Raw genomic sequence first — 17721 nt, forward strand, 5'->3', positions numbered from 1 at the left:
GACGTATTGGCGGGACCTGACACCGGATAAGTTCCGCCGATACAGCCGGTGTATCGCTCGCAATACCGAAAGTATTTTTCCGACGTCTCCCCGAAACGTACGATGGATTCACCCGTTTCGAGGAGACAGCATGAACACCGCAGCATCGCGGCAACAGGGGCCCGCAGCATGACAGGCCCCCTGCAAGGCGTCCGCATCATCGACATGACCACGGTCCTCATGGGACCGTACGCCACCCAGATCCTCGGCGACCTTGGTGCCGACGTCATCAAGGTCGAGCCGCCCGCCGGCGACACCGTGCGCGACGTGGGCCCTCGCCGCCACGACGGCATGGCCGGCATCTTCCTGCATGTGAACCGCAGCAAGCGCAGCGTCGTGCTGGATCTGAAGAAGCCCGCCGGGCGCGAGGCGCTTCTGCGCCTGGCCGCCGATGCCGACGTACTCATCTACAACGTCCGCCCGCAGGCGATGGCGCGGCTGAACCTCGGCTACGAGGAGATCGCGAAGATCAATCCGTGCATTCTGTACGTGGGCGTGTACGGCTACGGCCAGGGCGGTCCCTACGCCGCCAAGTCGGCCTATGACGACCTGATCCAGGGCGCCGTGGCCATTCCCTCGCTCGCCAAGACGGCCGGCGCAGACGTGCCGCGCTACGCCCCCAGCGCCATTGCCGACCGCATCGTTGCGCTCGCCGCAGCGAATGCCGTGACGGCCGGGCTGTTCCACCGCCAGCGTACCGGCGAAGGCCAGGCCATCGACGTGCCGATGTTCGAGACCATGGCGCAGTTTGTGCTGGGCGACCACATGGGCGGCCTGACCTTCGACCCGCCCATTGGCCCGAGCGGCTACGCGCGCATTCTCGACCACAACCGGCGCCCGTACCGCACCAGGGACGGCTACGTCTGCGTGCTTGTCTACAACGACAAACAGTGGCGCAAGTTCTTCGACATGATCGGCAAGCCGGGCCTGATGGACAACGACCCGCGCTTCGCCACCATCGGCGAGCGTACCAAGCACATCAACGAGTTGTACCAGATGGTGGCCGAGGTGATGCCCACGCGCACGTCCGCCGAATGGATCGAATTGCTTGAAGCCGCCGACATGCCGGTGATGCAGCTTCACACCATCGACTCGCTGCTGGCGGATCCGCACCTCGATGCCGTGAACTTCTTCGACGTGGTCGAGCACCGCACCGAAGGCGCGATCCGCTCGATGGCGATCCCGTCGCAATGGTCGAGGACGCCGCCGCGGGTTGCCCGCCAGGCCCCGCGCCTCGGCGAGCACAGCGCCGAGGTGCTGGCCGAGGCGGGCTACAGCGCCGCCGACATTCGCAAGCTGGCCGAGGAGGGCGCCACCGTGCTCGCCGCGGCCGCGCAGTAACGCCATATCCGGAGCTACACCTTGACCACAAGCCTCGAATCCCTGCCGCTCGTCGCCATCCCGCCCGAGGATGAGGCGCTGCGTGCCCCAATCCGCGCCTTCCTTGAAGAGACGCTGGCCGACGTGCCGACGCATATCCGCGCCCGCACCTGGATGGGCTATGACGCCGATTTCAGCCGCGCCCTCGCGAAACAGGGCTGGCTCGGCCTCGCCTTGCCAAAAGAGTACGGCGGCGCCGGCCGCAGCGCCTTCGCCCGCTTCGTGCTGGTGGAGGAACTGATCGCCGCCGGCGCGCCGGTGTCGGCCCACTGGTTCGCCGACCGCCAGACCGCGCCGCTGATCCTGAAGTTCGGCACGCCGGCGCAGCGCGAGTTCTTTGTCCCGCGCATGGTGCGCGGCGAGATCTTCATGTGCATCGGCATGAGCGAGCCCGACACCGGCTCCGACCTCTCCAGCGTGCGCACCGGCGCCGTGCGCACCGAGACTGGCTGGCGCCTGAACGGCCGCAAGATCTGGACGACCAATGCCCACCGCACGCAGTACATGTGCGCGCTGGTGCGGACGTCGGGCCAGCACGGTGACCGCCACAAGGGCCTGTCGCAGGTACTGATCGACCTGAGCCTGCCCGGCATCAGCTACCGCCCGATCAAGGACCTCGCCGGTGACGCGCACTTCTGCGAAGTCGTATTCGAGGACGTGGACCTGCCCGCCGACGCCACCGTCGGCGAGGAAGGCTCGGGCTGGAAGCAGGTGACCGCCGAACTTGCCTTCGAACGCAGCGGTCCGGAGCGCATCCTGACCAGCCAGCTGCTGGCCGAGACGTGGCTGGCCGAAGTGCGTGCGTCGGGCCTCCCCGCGCCCGATTCGGTGAAGGTCATCGCCGGCCGCATCGCCGGGCGCCTGGCCGCGCTGCGGGCGATGTCGCTCGCCGTGGCCGACCTGCTCGACAAGGGCCAGAACCCCGAGATCGACGCCGCCTACGTCAAGGACCTCGGCACCGAGTTCGAGCAGACCGTGCCGGGATGGATCGCCTCGGCCATCGAGCAGATGCCGGACTTTGAGCCGTCGGAGACGCTGCAACGCGCGCTCGCCTACATCACGCAGCTTTGCCCGAGCTTCTCGCTGCGCGGCGGCACGCGCCAGATCCTGCGCGGCATCATCGCCCGCTCGCTCGGGCTTCGCTAAGACTCATCCGGATACGCATATGACTGATTCCCTCCTGGAAGGCTTCGAGCGCGCGCTCGCCGACCTGTGCGCCGACGAGGCGGTGCGCCGCAGCGAAGCGGGCGAAGGCGCCGCCGCGCAGTGGGCCGCCATCGACGCCCTTGGCTACACCGATGCCCTCGTGCCCGCCGAATGCGGCGGCGCCGGGCTGTCGCTACCTGAAGCGTTTCCGCTGTTCCTCGCTGCAGGCCGCGCCGGCCTGAGCCACCCGTTCGCCGAGACCGCCATCGCTCGCGCCATGCTGGCGAAGGCGGGGCGCGAGAGCGCGGGCGAGTGTATTGCCATCGCTCCCGCCGCCGCTGGCGGCCAGCACATCGTCTGCCGCAACGTGCCGGGCGCCGCGCTCGCCGATCTCGTGCTGACGCAGTGGCGCGGCGAATGGCTGCTATTGCCGGTGAGCGCCGCGATGCGCACGCCGGGCATCTACCGCCCACGGGCATCGGCCTCGCTGCAATGGCAGTCCGCCGATGCCGCCGTCTTCCGCCTCAGGGAAGACGACGCTGACATCATCGCCCTGTGCAACGCCGCCCATGCCGCGGGCATGGCGGGCGCGATGCAGCGCGTGCTGGCGATGAGCGTGACATACGTCAACGACCGCCAGCAGTTCGGGCGCGCGATCAGCCAGTTCCAGGCCATGCAGCAGGAACTGAGCGTGATGGCCGAGCAGGCTGCCTCGGCGGTCTTCGCCGCCCGCCTGGGCTGCGCCGCCGACGGCTACTTTCCCGACCCGCTGCGCGCCGCTACCGCAAAGCTGCGCGCCTGCGAGGCGGGGGAGCGAGTGGCGGCCATCGCCCACGCCGTGCACGGCGCCATCGGCATCACCGAGGAACTGGCGCTCGGCCTGTTCACGCGCCGCCTGCATGAATGGCGCAGCGTCGGCGGCAGCGAGACATATTGCGCAAAGCTGCTCGGTGACGCGCTGTTCGCGCAAGACGGCGCATCGAGCCAGGTGATTCTCGACTTCGCGCGCACGCAGCTCGCATTCCACTCCTGAGGCCGCCATGCAGAACAACAAGGAATCCATCGTCATCGTCGGCGCGAAGCGCACGCCCATCGGGGCGTTCAACGGCTCGCTGTCGGCGTTCAAGGCGCCGGAGCTGGGCGCCATTGCCATCCGCGCCGCCGTGGCGCAGGCGGGCATCGATCCGGCTTCGGTCGACGAAGCCATCATGGGACTGTGCCTGTTTGCCAACGTCGGCCAGGCGCCGGCGCGGCAAGCGGTGCTCGGCGCCGGGCTGCCCACGTCCACGCCCGCCACCACCATCAGCAAGATGTGCGGCTCGGCCATGAAGTCCGTGATGCTCGCGCATGACCTGCTGCTCGCCGGCACCTGCAACGTGGCCGTGGCGGGCGGCATGGAGTCGATGACCAACGCGCCGTACATCGTCCCGCGCGGCCGCTACGGCTACCGTCTCGGGCACGGCCAGTTCCTCGACCACATGTATTGCGACGGTCTGGAGGATGCCTACGAAGGCCACCTGATGGGCTACTACGCCGACCTCGCCGCCGAGGCGCGCGGCATCGGCCGCGGGGCGCAGGATGCGTACGCCCGCGAGAGCCTGCTGCGCGCGCAGGCGGCGGTCGCCGAAGGGCGCTTCCGCGACGAGATCGCCCCGGTCACGCTCAAGCGCGGCGGCGAGTTCACCGAGGACGAGACGCCGGGCCAGTGCGACGCCGCCAGGCTGCCGAAACTGAAGGCCGTGTTCCGCGACGGTGGCTCGGTAACGGCCGGCAATGCCTCGTCGATCTCCGACGGCGCCGCCGCGCTGGTGATGATGCGCGAGAGCGACGCCATTCGCCAGGGCCTTGCGCCGCTGGCCCGCATCGTCGCGCACGCCACCCATGCCAACCCGCCTCAACAGTTCGCCGACGCGCCGGTGCTCGCCGCGCGCCGCGTGTTCCACAAGGCCGGCTGGACCGCGCGCGACGTCGATCTCTATGAAGTCAACGAGGCGTTTGCCGTGGTGACGATGATCGCGCTGGACGAACTGGGCATCGGCCATGACCGTCTCAACGTCAATGGCGGCGCCTGCGCGCTCGGCCATCCGGTCGGGGCCACCGGCGCCCGCTTGCTGGTGACGCTGATCCACGCGCTGAAGCAGCGCGACCTGAAGCGCGGTCTCGCCAGCCTGTGCCTGGGCGGCGGCGAGGCGACCGCAGTTGGCCTTGAACTGTGCTGAGGAGGGTGGAATGAGTCTTCAGCATCGCATCGAGAGCTCGGTCGGCTGGCTGGTCATGGACCGGGCGGCAGCGATGAACAGCCTGAACCGCGAGATGGCGGCCGCCATGACCGCGCAGCTCAATGCCTGGCGCGACGACCCGGCCGTGCGCGTGGTAGTGCTCACCGGCAACGGCCGTGCGTTCTGCGCCGGGGCAGACCTGAAGGAAGTGGCCGAGCCGCCTGCGACCGGCGAGCCGGATTTCCTGGACGTGGTGGTTGGCTTCGTCGACACGCTGCGTGCCTTCCCGAAGCCGGTCATTGCAGCCGTGAATGGTCTGGCGCTGGCGGGCGGGCTGGAAACGGTGATGGCCTGCGATCTCGTCCTCGCGGCCGAGAGCGCGAAGCTGGGCGACGCGCACTCGCACTTCGGCGTGTTCCCGGGAGCGGGCGGCGCGGCCGTGCTGCCGCGCAAGGTGCCCGCCAATGTGGCGCGCTGGCTGCTGTTCACCGGCGCGAGCTTCACCGCCGCGCAGATGGAGCGCTTCGGGCTGGTCAACGAAGTCGTGCCCGACGCGGGACTCGCGGCCCGCGCGCAAGCCGTGGGCGAATTGCTGGCGGCCAGGAGCCCGCTGGTGCTCGCCCGCATGAAGCGCGTGGTGGCCGAAGCCGCCGACAAGCCGGTTGCCGACGCGCTCCGCCACGAACTGCTCGAACTGCGCAACCACCAGCGCTCTTATGACATGCGCGAAGGCCTGCGGGCCTTCGCCGAAAAGCGGCAGCCTGTCTTCCAGGGCTGCTGAACCGACAAAAGGATCCACCATGGACTTGCTCTATTCGGAGCAGCACAAGGCGTTCCGGCGGGAAGTGCGTGACTTCATCGCCGCCAACCTGCCCGACGACATGCGCCAACGCCTGCGCGACGGCGGCTTCGCCTCCAAGGCCGATACCGAACTCTGGCAACGTGCCCTGAACAGGCGTGGCTGGGGTGCGCCCGCCTGGCCGAAGGCATGCGGCGGGGCCGGCTGGAATGCGGCCGAACAGCAGATCTTCGCCGACGAGTGTGCCGCCGCCCCGGCGCCGCCGCCGCACATCTTCAACATTACGATGCTCGGGCCGGTGATCATCCACTTCGGCTCCGACGCCCAGCGCGAGTACTTCCTGCCGAAGCTGCTGAACGCCGACATCCAGGTCTGCCAGGGCTTCTCGGAGCCGGGTTCCGGCTCCGACCTCGCCTCGCTCAAGACTGCCGCCGTGCGCGAGGGCGACGAGTACGTCGTCAACGGCCAGAAGATCTGGACGAGCCAGGCGCATTACTCCGACTGGGTGTTCTGCCTCGTCCGCACCGATCCTAATGCGGTGAAGAAGCAGGCCGGCATCTCGTTCCTGCTGATCGACCTGAAGACGCCCGGCGTTACCGTGCGGCCAATCATCAGCATCGACGGCCGCCACAGCCTGAATGAAGTGTTCTTCGACAACGTGCGGGTGCCCGCCACCAACCTGGTCGGCGAAGAGAACAAGGGCTGGGACTATGCCAAGTTCCTGCTTGGCCACGAGCGCGCTTACATCGCCGGTATCGGCCGCAACAAGGAACGCGTGGCCTGCGCGAAGGCGTTGCTGGCGAAGCTGGGGGAGGAGGGGCATCCCGCTTCCACGCTGGCGGCCTATCGCGGCCAGATCGCCATGATCGAGGCCGACCTGCACGCGCTGGAAGTGACGCAGTTCCGCATGCACGGCGGCCATGCCGACATGAAGCTGTCGCCGATGCTGAAGGCCCGCGGCAGCGAGATCTTCCAGGCCATCACCGACGTGATCTGCCGCATGACCGCCCCGGCCTCGCTGCGGGCGGACACTGGAACGCTCGCCAAGTCGTATCTGTACTCCCGCGCCGTCTCCATCTTCGGCGGCAGCACCGAAGTGCAGAAGAACATCCTTTCCGCCACCGTGCTCGACCTGTCATGAACCTGCAACTGAACGACGTCCAGCAGCAACTGCAGGACAGCCTGGCGCGGCTGCTGGCCCGCGAATACGATTTCGGCCACCGCCAGCAATACGTGGCGGCTGAAGCCGGCCACTCGCCCGAAGTGTGGGCGCAACTGGCCGAACTCGGCGTGACCGCCGCGGCGATGCCCGAGGCGCATGGCGGCTTCGGCGGCGATGCCGTGGACCAAATGGCCGTGTCCGAGGCGCTGGGCAAGTGCCTGTCACTGGAGCCGTATCACGGCACCGTGGTCATGGCGGCCACGGCCATCGAACAGCTCGGCTCGCCCACGCAGCAGTCCAGCCTGTTGCCACGGATCGCGCGCGGCGAACTCCAGGTGGCGTGGGCGCATGGCGAAGCGGTGCCCGGTCGCGTGGCCACGCATTCTGCCCATGGCGTGGACGGCTGGCGCCTGTATGGCACCAAGCCCTGCGTGCTGCATGGCACCGGGGCGGACTACTTCCTCGTGACCGCGCAGGCGCCGAATGAAGGCGTCCAGCTCTTCCTGGTCAATGCCCGCACCACGGGCGTGGCCGTCGCCGGCGGTCGCCTCATCGACGGTACCCCGGCGGCGGACGTGACGCTGGACGACGCCGAGGGCGAGCGGCTTGGCACGCTGACACCCGCGCTGCTGCAGCGCCTGCTCGACACCGGCATCAGCGCGGCCTGCGCGGAGATGGTCGGCGCGATGGATTCGGCGTACACGCTTACCGTCGCCTACCTGAAGACGCGCAAGCAGTTCGGCCGCCTGATCGGCTCGAACCAGGCGCTCCAGCATCGCGCCGTCGACATGCTGGTGGCGCTGGAGCAGAGCCGCAGCATGGCGGTCTCGCTGGCACTCGCGCTGGCCGGCCGCAACGACCTGACTGGCGCGGACGTGCCGTCGCACGCCGCCAAGGTGCTGGTCACCCGCAACGCACGGCAGGTCTGCCAGGAAGCCATCCAGATGCACGGCGGCATCGGCATGACCGAGGAGTACGCGGTCGGCCACTACCTGCGCCGCATCCTCGTGCTCGACCAGCTGCATGGCGACACGCAATTCCATCTGGGCCGCCTGGAAGGGCGTCCCGAATAGTCCCGAATAGTCCCGAATAAACCCCGAATAAACCCCGAATTACTCCAATACTTCGAGAGGAGATCCACCATGACCGACAACAACCTCATGTCCCTGGCCGGCAAGGTCATCATCGTCACCGGCGCCGCGCAGGGCGTGGGCCGTGCCACCGCCGAACTCGCGCTCAAGCTGGGCGCCAAGGTTTGCGCGGTGGACCTGAAGGGCGAACCCATCCAGGCCCTCGCCGCCGAGCATCCCGACCACGTGCAAGCCTATGTCGGCAACGTGGCCGACCCCGACTTCGTTTCGGCCTCGGTCGAGCATGCCGTATCGCGCTTCGGCAAGGTGGACGGCCTTGTGAGTTGCGCCGGCATCGTGCGTGCCGCGATGATCGAGAACATGACGCTGAAGACCTGGAACGAAGTGATCGACTGCCACCTGACCGGCGCGTTCCTGTGGCTCCAGGCAGTGGGCTCGCGCCTCGTCGAGCGCGCGAAGAACGGCGAGACGGTCAGCGGCTCGATCGTCAACATCTCGTCCGAAGCCGGCCGTCGCGGCTCCATCGGCCAGATCAACTACGCCTCTGCCAAGGCCGGCATGCTGGGCATGACGATGGCTGCCGCCCGCGAGTGGGGCAAGTACGGTGTGCGCACCAACACCATCTGCCTGGGCATGGTCGAGACGCCGATGACCGAGACCATCCGCAGCGACCGCTTCCGCGACACCTACCTTGCCATGATTCCGATGGGCCGCTGGGCGCAACCGGAGGAAGTGGCGGCCCCGATCGCCTTTCTGCTGTCGGATGCCGCCGGCTACGTGCTCGGCCAGCACCTCGGCGTGAATGGTGGCTTCCACCTGGCGAGCTGAGGCCGGCATGTCGTCACGCAAGCTTTTTACCCACGATGAGCTGCGCCGCACCTTCCATCCGCGATCCATCGCGGTGGTCGGGGCGACGCCCAACGAGAAGGCCTTCGCTGGCCGCTCAATGACCAACCTGCGACAGTTCGACGGCAAGGTGCTGCTGGTCAACCCGCGCTACGAGGAGATCAACGGGGAATGCTGCTACCCATCGCTCTCCGCGCTGCCCGAGGTGCCGGACTGCGTGCTGATCGCCACCGGGCGCGACACGGTCGAGCCCATCGTGCGCGAGTGCGGCAAGCTGGGCGCAGGCGGCGTGGTGCTGTTCGCGTCGGGCTACGCCGAGACCGGCAATCCGGAGAAGGCAGCCGACCAGGCCCGCCTGGTGGACATCGCCCGGGAGAGCGGCGTGCGGCTGCTCGGCCCCAACACCATCGGCTATGCCAACTACGTCAACAACGCGATGGTGTCGTTCACGGCGCTGCCGGCCCGCGAGGGCGAACTGCCGCCGCACGCGATCGGGCTGGTGAGCCAGTCCGGCGCGCTGGCGTTCGCGCTGGAGCAGGCGGCCAACCACGGCACGGCGTTCAGCCATGTGTTCTCGTGCGGCAATGCGTGCGACATCGACGTGGCCGACCAGATTGCCTACATGGCCGGCGATCCGGCGTGCGCGGCGATTGCCTGTGTGTTCGAGGGGCTGTCCGACGCCAGCCGCATCATCCGCGCCGCCGAGCTGTGCGCGCAAGCCGGCAAGCCGCTGGTCGTCTACAAGATGGCGCGTGGCGAAGCGGGTGCGGCGGCTGCCATGTCGCACACCGGGTCGATGGCGGGGTCCGACCGCGCCTACAGCACGGCGCTGCGCGAGGCCGGCGCGGTGCAGGTCGACACGATCGAGCAACTGGTGCCGACCACCGTGTTCTTCGCCAAGGCACCGCGTCCGACGGCGACCGGCGTGGCGATCGTCTCCGGCTCGGGCGGCGCGGGCATCGTCGCCGCCGACGAGGCCGAGCGCTTCGACGTGCCGCTGCCGCAGCCGTGCGACGCGACCCGTGCCGTGCTCGAATCGCATATCCCGGACTTCGGCGCTGCCCGCAACCCGTGCGACCTGACGGCCCAGGCCGCCAACAACTTCGACTCGTTCATCCAGTGCGGCGACGCGGTCTTCGCTGATGTGGCCTATGGCGCCGCCGTCGTGCCGCTGGTGGTGACGGGCGAAGGCAACGGGCGCCGCTTCGAGGTCTTCAACGACCTCGCGGTGAAGCACGGCAAGATGGCCTGCGGCCTGTGGATGTCGAACTGGATGGAAGGCCCGGAGTCGCGCGAGACCGAAGCGCTGCCGCGGCTGGCGCTGTTCCGCTCGGTGTCGCATTGCTTCGCGGCGCTGGCGGCATGGCACCGGCGCGAGCAGTGGCTGTTGTCGCGCGCCACGCCGAAGGCGCCGCGCATGACGCTCGCTTCGGTGGCCGCCGATGCACGCGCGCGCATCCTGGCCGCGCCGGCCGATACGCTGACCGAGCGTGAAGCCAAGGACGTCCTCGCCATGTACGGCGTGCCGGTGGTGGGCGAGTCCCTGGCGGCGAGCGGGCAGGACGCCGTGCGCGCCGCCGATGCCTGCGGCTATCCGGTCGTGCTGAAAGTCGAAAGCCCGGCCATCCCGCACAAGTCGGAAGCCGGCGTGATTCGCCTCGGCGTGAAGTCGGCCGAGGAAGTCGCCGTTGCGTACCGCGAGGTGATGGCGAACGCGCGCAAGGTGACGACCGACGACCGCATCAACGGCGTGCTGGTGCAAAGCCAGGTGCCGGCCGGCGTCGAGATCCTGGTCGGCGCCCGCGTCGATCCGCACCTCGGCGCGCTGCTGGTTGTCGGCCTGGGCGGGGTGATGGTCGAGCTGATGCAGGACACGGTCGCGACTATCGCGCCGTGCTCGGCGCAGCAGGCGCGCGAGATGCTGGAACGGTTGCGCGGCGTGGCGCTGCTCAAGGGCTTCCGTGGTGCGGCCGGCGTGGACATGGAGCGTCTGGCCGAGGTCATCGCCAGCCTGTCCGAGTTCGCGGCCGACCAGCGCGACCTGATCGCCGAGTTCGACGTGAATCCGCTGATCTGCACGCCGGACCGCATCGTGGCGGTGGACGCGCTGATCGAACGCAAGGGCTGACGGCCGGTTTGGCGGAGGAAGGCCGCGCTACGGAGGGGCGCGGCCTTGTGAAGGGCTTTGGAGAATGCCGGGTAAGCAGGCGGCTGCTCCCTCTGCCAGTGCCGCCTATGGCGTTGCCTCCCGCGTCGCCTCCTGCGCCAGCGCCACGAAGTTCCGCGTCGTCGCGTTGCTCGGATCGGGCAGCGTCGCCAGGGCGATGCCGAAGTCCATCTGCTCGGGCAATCCGGTCAGCGGGATGTGGCGGATGCCTTCGCCGCCCAGCCGGGCGGTGGCGGCCGGCACGAGCGCGACGCCCAGGCCGCTTTCCACCAACGCGAGGATCGTCGGCACCTGCACGGCCTCCTGGGCAATAGGCGGACTGATGCCCGCTGCCTGGAAGGCGTACATCATCAGCGCGTGCATGGTCGGCACGCGGGCCTGCGAATAGACGATGAACGGTGTGTCGCCGAGCTCGGGGAGCGCGACGAACTTGCGCCCGGCCAGCGGCGAATCAATGCTCACCGCCAGCACCAGCGGGTCGGACTGGAGCAGGGTGACCTGCGCGGCAGTCTTGCCCAATACCGGATGACGGACCAGCGCGGCGTCGAGCGTGTGTTCCTCCACGGCCCGCAGCAGGTCGACGGTTGTGGATTCCTCGATCACCAGTTCCACGCGCGGATACCGGGTTCGGAAGGCGCGGATCAGACGAGGCATCAGGGAGTAGACCGACGAGCCGACAAAGCCCACGCGCAGCTTGCCGCGCTCGCCGGCATCGCCTTCGCTGGCCGCGCGGCGGATCTCGTCGGCGAAGAACAGGGTGTTGCGCATCTGCCGCAGCACCAGTTCGCCGACCGGCGTCAGCGTGAGGCCCGACGGCAGGCGGTCGAACAGCGTGGCGCCGAGTTCCTCCTCCAGCTTGCGGATGGCCGTGGACAGCGGTGGCTGCGCCATGCACAGGCGCTCGGCGGCGCGGTGGAAATTCAGGGTCTCGCTCAGGACGAGGGCCTGTCGCATCTGTCGGAGGTCCATCTCTGCTGCTCTGTGTTGCGGGATTAGCGGACTGCGCCTGCACCGCGCAGATGGTCGATGTCGTCAGGGCCGTAGCCGGCTGCAAACAGGATTTCGTCGGTGTGCTCGCCCAGCATCGGCGCGCGGTGGCGAACCGCGCCCGGGGTGTCGCTCAGCTTGATCGGCACGCCGGCGATCTTTACGCGCTGTGCCGAGCCGGGCTGCTCGACGTCCACCAGCATCTCCCGCACCGCATAGTGCGGATCGGCAAAGATCTCGGCGGACGTGCAGACCGGCCCGAACGGGACCTTGCCGCCCAGCACGGCGCCGATTTCCTCCTTGGTGCGCACGGACGTGAAGCCTTCCAGCAGGTCGATGACCTGCTGCGTGTTGGCGACCCGGGCTGCGTTGGTGGCGAAGGCCGGGTCCGTGCCCAGTTCGGGACGGCCGATGGCGGCGGCGAGCTTCTCCCACAGCGGATCATTGGCGACGGCGATCGAGACGTAGCCATCGCGCGCCCGGAACAGGCCGAACGGGCACAGCAGCGGATGGCGGTTGCCTTCGGGACCGGGCACCACGCCGGTGTACGAGGTCTGGTAGACGATGCGCTCGCACATGGCGAGCACGGCATCCGTCATCGCCACGTCCACGAACTGGCCCTTGCCGGTCTCCCGGACGCGATGGACGGCCGACAGGATGCCGATGCAAAGCATCAGTGCGGGGATCGTGTCGCCCACGCCAGGGCCGATCTTCATCGGGGTGTGGCGGTCGGGACCGGTGATGCCCATCATGCCGCCCATGGCCTGCGCGACCACGTCGTAGGCCGGCCAGTCCGCGTAGGGGCTGGCGCCCGAGCGCGGATCGCCGAAGCCGCGGACAGTGCCGTAGACAAGGCGGGGGTTGCTCTCCCGCAGCGTCTCCCAGCCCAGGCCGAGGCGCTCCATGACGCCAGCGCGGAAGTTCTCGACCACGATGTCGGCGCCGTCGATCAGCTTGCGCACGAGCGCCACGCCTTCGGCGGTCTTCAGGTCGACGGCAATCGAGCGTTTGTTCCGGTTGACGCTCTGGAAGTAGCCGCCGTACTCGCGCAGCGTGTCGTCCTCGCAGAAGGGGGCGGTCAGGCGCGTGCCGTCGCCCGCCATGGATTCGACCTTGATGACGTCCGCGCCGTGGTCGGCCAGCACCTGGGTGCAGAACGGGCCGGCCAGCATCTGCGTGAGGTCGATCACGCGCAGGCCGGCGAGCGCGCCGGTGGATGCCGGTCGTGTCATGCCGTCACCTTGCCCATCAGGGCGTCGGAAATGATGCGCATCTGGATTTCCGAGGTGCCCTCGAAGATCTTCGTCAGGCGCGCGTCGCGCCAGTAGCGCTCGGCGGCGAAATGCGTGGTGTAGCCCGCGCCGCCATGGATCTGCAGGCCCTCGCTGGTCACGCGCTCGCACATCTCGCTGGCGAACAGCTTGACCATCGACGCCTCGGTATCGGCCCGGCCGCCGTCGTCGATCTTCTCGCACACCGAATAGAGCAGCGCGCGCGACGCCTCGATCTGCGTGGCCATGTCGGCGATCTTGAAGCGGATGGCCTGGAAGTTGCCGATGGGCGAGCCGAACTGCGCGCGGTCGTGCGCGTACTGGATGGAGTCTTCCAGCGCGCCCTGCGCCAGGCCGATGGAGCGGGCGGCGGTGTGGGCGCGGGCGGTTTCGAGGCCGGCGGTGGCGAGGTAGAACGCCTTGCCTTCCTCACCGACCATCTTCGAATGCGGCACGCGGCAGCCGTCGAAGGCGAGTTCCCAGGTGGTCCAGCCGTGATAGCCGATCTTGGGGATGATGCTGCCGTTCACGCCCTCGGGCAGCTGGCCGCGCGGCTTCTCGACCATGAAGGCGGAAAGGCCCTTGTGGCGCGCCTTCGGGTCGACCACGGGATCGGTGCGGCAGATCACGAGGATGAAGTCCGCCTCGTCGGCAAAGGTGCACCAGTACTTGTTGCCGGTGATGACCCAGTCGTCGCCGTCGCGCACGGCGCGGCAGGAGATGTTGGCGACGTCGGAACCGGCATTGGGCTCGGAGAGCGAGAAGGCGCCGAGGAATTGGCCGGCCGCCATGCGCGGCAGGTATTCGGTCTTCTTTTCGGGCGTGAGCGCCTTGAGCGCGCCAATCAGGCCATTGCCGCGCGCGATCAGGCTGCCCACGCTCATCCAGCCGCGCGAGAGCTGCTCGGCGACGAGGCAGTACTCGTAGGCACCAAGGCCGAGGCCGCCGTATTCTTCGGGGATCAGGATGCCGAAATAGCCCAGCTCGGCCATTTCGTCGATCAGTTCGCGGGGAATCTGGCCCTTCTCCGGGTCCAGCTTGTTGGCCAGCGGCAGCACCCGTTCCATCGTGAACTGGCGTGCGGCTTCCTGGATCATGCGCCGTTCGGCGGTGAGCTTCTGCATCGGAATGTCTCTCAGCGAATTCTTCTCGCCGGCCCGGCGCGGCGGCCGGGCCGGTGCCCACGTCAGGGCAGGACGTTGCGCGGGTCGGCCTTCAGGACGAGTTCCCACGCCTCGCGGGCCATCGGCTGGCTCTTCTCTTCCAGCACGTGGGCCAGCAGGCCGGCCGAACGGCCCACCAGTGCCAGGCCGCGCCCGATCAGCGGGTCCAGGCCCATCGCGGCGATGATCGCGCCGATGGCACCCACCACGTTCATCGGCAGCTTGCGGTTGTGCTCGGTCATCAGCACTTCCGAGATGGCTTCCATCAGGCGCCAGTGCAGGCCGTAGTAGCCGTTCTCGCGCGACAGGTCGCGCAGGGCGGGCACACGCGGGTCGCCGTCGACGTGGATGGGGTGGCCCACGCCGAAGACTTGCTGGCGGCGCTCCTTGTGGCGGCGGATGACATCGCGCGCGGCCTGCATGACGTCCGGGTCGGTCGCATCGGCGCGCAGTTCCTTCGCGCCTTCGAGCAGCATCTCGGCGGCGTTCTGCATCGGGCCCAGGAACACGCTGCCCGCGCCGAGCAGGCCGGTTGCCACCGCGCCTTGCAGGGCTTCCGGCGCGCCGATGTATGTCAGGCGGGCCGACAGCGAGCTCGGGGTGATGCCATGGTCGGCGGTGGTCACCAGCAGCGCATTGACCATGACCTTCTCGCGCGGCGTGGGCATGCGCGAGAGCGTGGTGAAGAAGATCATGTCGACGAAGTCGAACTTGCCGATGATCTCGGTGGACAGGTTCTTGCCGCGCACCATGATGGTGTCGGTCGTCGTATAGCCGATTTCGGTCTTTACCATTGGGAAGGCTCCGTGCCACGGTAGGAGATGACGGCGTCCAGCGCCACCACGCCCTGGCCCTGCGGGCGCACCGCAAGGGGGTTGATTTCGAGTTCGTCGATGCGGTCGGCGTGCTTTGCCACGAAGTCCGACAACCTGACCAGCGTGTCCGCCAGGGCGTCGATGTCGTATGCCGCCTGGCCGCGATGGCCCTTCAGCAGTTCGTAGCAGCGCGTCTCGGCGATCATCGCGCGTGCCGATTGCGGCGTGAGCGGCAGCAGGCGGCGGCTGACGTCCTTGAACAGCTCGATGGCCACGCCGCCGAGGCCGAAGGTGCAGACGTGGCCGAACACCTCGTCGCGGTGGATGCCGACCACGGCCTCCACGAACGGCGACGGCAGCATCGGCTCGACCAGCACGCCTTCGATCCGGTCCGCGGGCGCGGCCTTGCAGCCGTTGGCGTGGATCTCCTCGAAGGCCGCGCGGGCGGCGTCTTCCGACGCAATGCCCAGGCGCACGCCGCCGATGTCGGTCTTGTGCGTGATGGCCGCGCTGACGATCTTCATGACGATCTTGCCGGTGCCTTGCGCGGCCACCTTGCGGAAGGCCTGCGCGGCCTCGTCGGCCGTGGTGGCGACCACGCCGCCCGGCACGGTCACGCCGGCGCTGGCCAGCAGGGCCTTGCCGGCGGCTTCGGACAGGGATGCAGAGGCGCCTTCGGCCTTGCGCGGAGCAATCTCGCCGAGCGGACGCCAGCCGTGATCGAACTGCGCCTGCCACTTGCCGTACTCGATGAACCGCTTCACGGCCAGCACCGCGTTGCCGACCGCGCGCATGGGCATCAGGCCGCCCTCGATCATCTTGCGCTGGCCTTCGCCGGTGCGGTCGCTCATCCAGACCGGCACGATGGGCGTGCTTTCCTCGGACTGCACGCGGACCATGCTGTCGGCCAGCATGGCGCTGGTCTTGCCGTACTCGACGGGAATCGGGACCAGCACGAGGTCGGTATTCGGGTCGCTGGCCGTGGCCTTGAGCGCGGCGTAGCCGACTTCGGCATTGACCAGCACCTCGGCGGTCACGTCCACCGGGTTGTCGAAGGCGGCATAGCCGGGCAGGGCGCGGCCCAGCGCTTCAAGCGTCTGCGGCGCGAACCTCGACAGCGTCAGGCCGGCGATGCCCACCATGTCGGTGCACAGCGCCGCCGTGCCGCCCGAGAAGCTGTAGACGGCGAGCTGCTCCTTGCCGGTCGGCGTGGCGCGCGACAGCAGCGAGGCCACGTCGATCAGTTCGTCGATGTCGTCGACCTCGATGATGCCGAGTTCGCGGAACACCGCGCTGTTGATCTCGGCCACGCCGGCGATGGCGGCGGTGTGCGAGGCGGCGGCCTTGGCGCCGATTTCCGACTTGCCGACCTTCAGCGCCACGATGGGCTTGCCCCGGCGCGCGGCATGCAGCGCGGCGGCCATGAAGCGCGGGCCGTTGCGCACGCCTTCGAGCGTGGTGACGATGACCTTGATGTCGGGCGCATCCGCCATGTAGTGGATGTAGTCGCTGACCTCCAGGTCGGCCTCGTTGCCGCCCGAGCACCACAGGCCGATGCCGACGCCGCGGTCCATCGACTGGATGAACGAGCGGCCCAGCCCGCCGCCCTGCGTGGCCACGCCGATGGGGCCGGGCCTGGCGTTGTCGATGCGCCAGGCCGGCGAGAACGTCATGCCGAGGCGGGCGTTCATGTTGTTCAGGCCGGGACAGTTCGGGCCGTAGATGCGCATGCCGGTCCTGGCGACGATTTCGCGCATCTCTGCCTCGACGGCGCGGCCTTCGTCACCGGTCTCGCCGAAGCCGGAAGTGAAGACGATGGCGAACTTCACGCCGCACTCGCCGCATTCGCGCAGCGAGTCGAGCACCATGTCGGCGCGCACGGCGAGGATGGCGAGGTCGGGCACGGCGCCGAGGTCGCGCACCGAGGGGTAGCACGGGCGGCCGTGGATTTCCTTGCGGCCCGGGTTGACCAGGTGCAGGTCGCCCTGGAACTGCGAGTAGACCGTCAGGTTCTCGAAGGTACGGGCACCGATGCTGTCGGGCTTCTCGGAAGCGCCCACCAGCACGATCGAGCGCGGCTCGACCAGGCGGCTGAGGTCGCTGAACCAGAGGCCGTTGGCGTCTGGCTTGGCGGTCATTGTGCTTCTCCCGGCGTGCGGCGCTTGAACAGGCAGGTGGCGGCCATCTCGGCCACGACTTCGCCGCGCTGGTTCACGGCCTTGCGCAGGAAGCTGACGATGCCGCGGTCCGGGCGGCTGGTCGGCTTTTGCTCGGTGACTTCGATCTCCACGCGGATGGTGTCGCCGATGAAGGTCGGCTTCGGAAACTTCAGGCGGTTCTCCAGCACGCTGAACAGCGACCCTTCGAAGAACTGGTTCGGGATCGAGCGCGAGGTCAGGCCGGCCATGAACGCGGCGACCAGCATGCCGTGGGCGATGCGCTGGCCGAAGATGGTGCCCTTCGCGTACTCGGCGTCGACGTGGACCTTGTTGAAGTCGCCGGTGAGCGCGGCGAAGGCGGCCACGTCGGCCTCGGTGATGGTGCGCGACGAGGTGTTGTAGGTCATGCCCGGCGCCAGGTCTTCCCAGTAGAGCGTGGTCTGGGCGATCTGGTCGAGGATGGCGGGTTGGGTCATG

At 68.6% G+C, this 17721-nt stretch carries 15 protein-coding genes; 9 read left to right on the top strand and 6 right to left on the bottom strand.

Going from position 1 to position 17721, the window contains the following annotated elements:
- The first annotated feature begins 168 nt into the window (after nt 1-168).
- The 9 genes from ACIGJC_RS19120 (at nt 169) to ACIGJC_RS19160 (ending at nt 10810) form a co-directional block, all read left to right on the top strand.
- Entirely contained in the window at nt 169-1380 is a 1212-nt protein-coding gene (locus ACIGJC_RS19120; RefSeq protein ID WP_483713675.1) for a CaiB/BaiF CoA transferase family protein, read from the top strand.
- Between the two features lie 21 nt (nt 1381-1401).
- Entirely contained in the window at nt 1402-2565 is a 1164-nt protein-coding gene (locus ACIGJC_RS19125) for an acyl-CoA dehydrogenase family protein (protein WP_483713677.1), read from the top strand.
- A gap of 19 nt (nt 2566-2584) precedes the next feature.
- Nucleotides 2585-3598, top strand: coding sequence for an acyl-CoA dehydrogenase family protein (locus tag ACIGJC_RS19130; protein ID WP_483713678.1), 1014 nt, complete (start codon nt 2585-2587; stop codon nt 3596-3598).
- 7 nt (nt 3599-3605) lie between these two features.
- Nucleotides 3606-4784, top strand: a complete 1179-nt coding sequence (locus ACIGJC_RS19135; RefSeq protein WP_483713679.1) for a thiolase family protein — start codon at nt 3606-3608, stop codon at nt 4782-4784.
- Nucleotides 4785-4794: 10 nt separating this feature from the next.
- The gene (locus ACIGJC_RS19140) at nt 4795-5565 is read left to right on the top strand and encodes an enoyl-CoA hydratase/isomerase family protein (protein WP_483713680.1); all 771 of its coding nucleotides are present in this window, start codon (nt 4795-4797) and stop codon (nt 5563-5565) included.
- Nucleotides 5566-5584: 19 nt separating this feature from the next.
- Nucleotides 5585-6724: an acyl-CoA dehydrogenase family protein gene (locus ACIGJC_RS19145; protein ID WP_483713681.1), complete on the top strand. Its 1140-nt coding sequence runs from the start codon at nt 5585-5587 to the stop codon at nt 6722-6724.
- Nucleotides 6721-7818 (top strand): acyl-CoA dehydrogenase family protein, encoded by a 1098-nt coding sequence (locus ACIGJC_RS19150; protein WP_483713682.1) that lies wholly within the window; start codon nt 6721-6723, stop codon nt 7816-7818. Before ACIGJC_RS19145 ends, ACIGJC_RS19150 begins: the two co-directional genes overlap by 4 nt.
- Before the next feature lie 69 nt (nt 7819-7887).
- Nucleotides 7888-8664, top strand: coding sequence for an SDR family NAD(P)-dependent oxidoreductase (locus ACIGJC_RS19155; RefSeq protein ID WP_483713684.1), 777 nt, complete (start codon nt 7888-7890; stop codon nt 8662-8664).
- 7 nt (nt 8665-8671) lie between these two features.
- The gene (locus ACIGJC_RS19160; RefSeq protein WP_483713686.1) at nt 8672-10810 is read left to right on the top strand and encodes an acetate--CoA ligase family protein; all 2139 of its coding nucleotides are present in this window, start codon (nt 8672-8674) and stop codon (nt 10808-10810) included.
- Nucleotides 10811-10915: 105 nt separating this feature from the next.
- Here ACIGJC_RS19160 and ACIGJC_RS19165 read toward each other — a convergent pair whose 3' ends face one another.
- The 6 genes from ACIGJC_RS19165 to ACIGJC_RS19190 form a co-directional block, all read right to left on the bottom strand.
- Nucleotides 10916-11818 carry a LysR family transcriptional regulator gene (locus ACIGJC_RS19165; RefSeq protein ID WP_483713687.1) on the bottom strand — a complete coding sequence of 301 codons (903 nt, stop codon included), beginning with the start codon at nt 11816-11818 and terminating at the stop codon, nt 10916-10918.
- Nucleotides 11819-11841: 23 nt separating this feature from the next.
- Nucleotides 11842-13068, bottom strand: coding sequence for a CaiB/BaiF CoA transferase family protein (locus tag ACIGJC_RS19170; protein ID WP_483713688.1), 1227 nt, complete (start codon nt 13066-13068; stop codon nt 11842-11844).
- A complete protein-coding gene (locus ACIGJC_RS19175; protein ID WP_483713689.1) occupies nt 13065-14231 on the bottom strand; it encodes an acyl-CoA dehydrogenase family protein in 1167 nt (388 codons plus the stop codon). Before ACIGJC_RS19175 ends, ACIGJC_RS19170 begins: the two co-directional genes overlap by 4 nt.
- A gap of 62 nt (nt 14232-14293) precedes the next feature.
- A complete protein-coding gene (locus tag ACIGJC_RS19180) occupies nt 14294-15064 on the bottom strand; it encodes a citryl-CoA lyase (RefSeq protein WP_483713690.1) in 771 nt (256 codons plus the stop codon).
- Nucleotides 15058-17223: an acetate--CoA ligase family protein gene (locus tag ACIGJC_RS19185; RefSeq protein WP_483713691.1), complete on the bottom strand. Its 2166-nt coding sequence runs from the start codon at nt 17221-17223 to the stop codon at nt 15058-15060. Before ACIGJC_RS19185 ends, ACIGJC_RS19180 begins: the two co-directional genes overlap by 7 nt.
- Nucleotides 17220-17720 carry a MaoC family dehydratase gene (locus tag ACIGJC_RS19190; RefSeq protein WP_483713693.1) on the bottom strand — a complete coding sequence of 167 codons (501 nt, stop codon included), beginning with the start codon at nt 17718-17720 and terminating at the stop codon, nt 17220-17222. The genes ACIGJC_RS19185 and ACIGJC_RS19190 overlap by 4 nt, the downstream gene beginning before the upstream one ends.
- Nucleotide 17721: the final 1 nt, after the last annotated feature.

This window comes from Cupriavidus sp. C3SS-1, assembly GCF_057073755.1.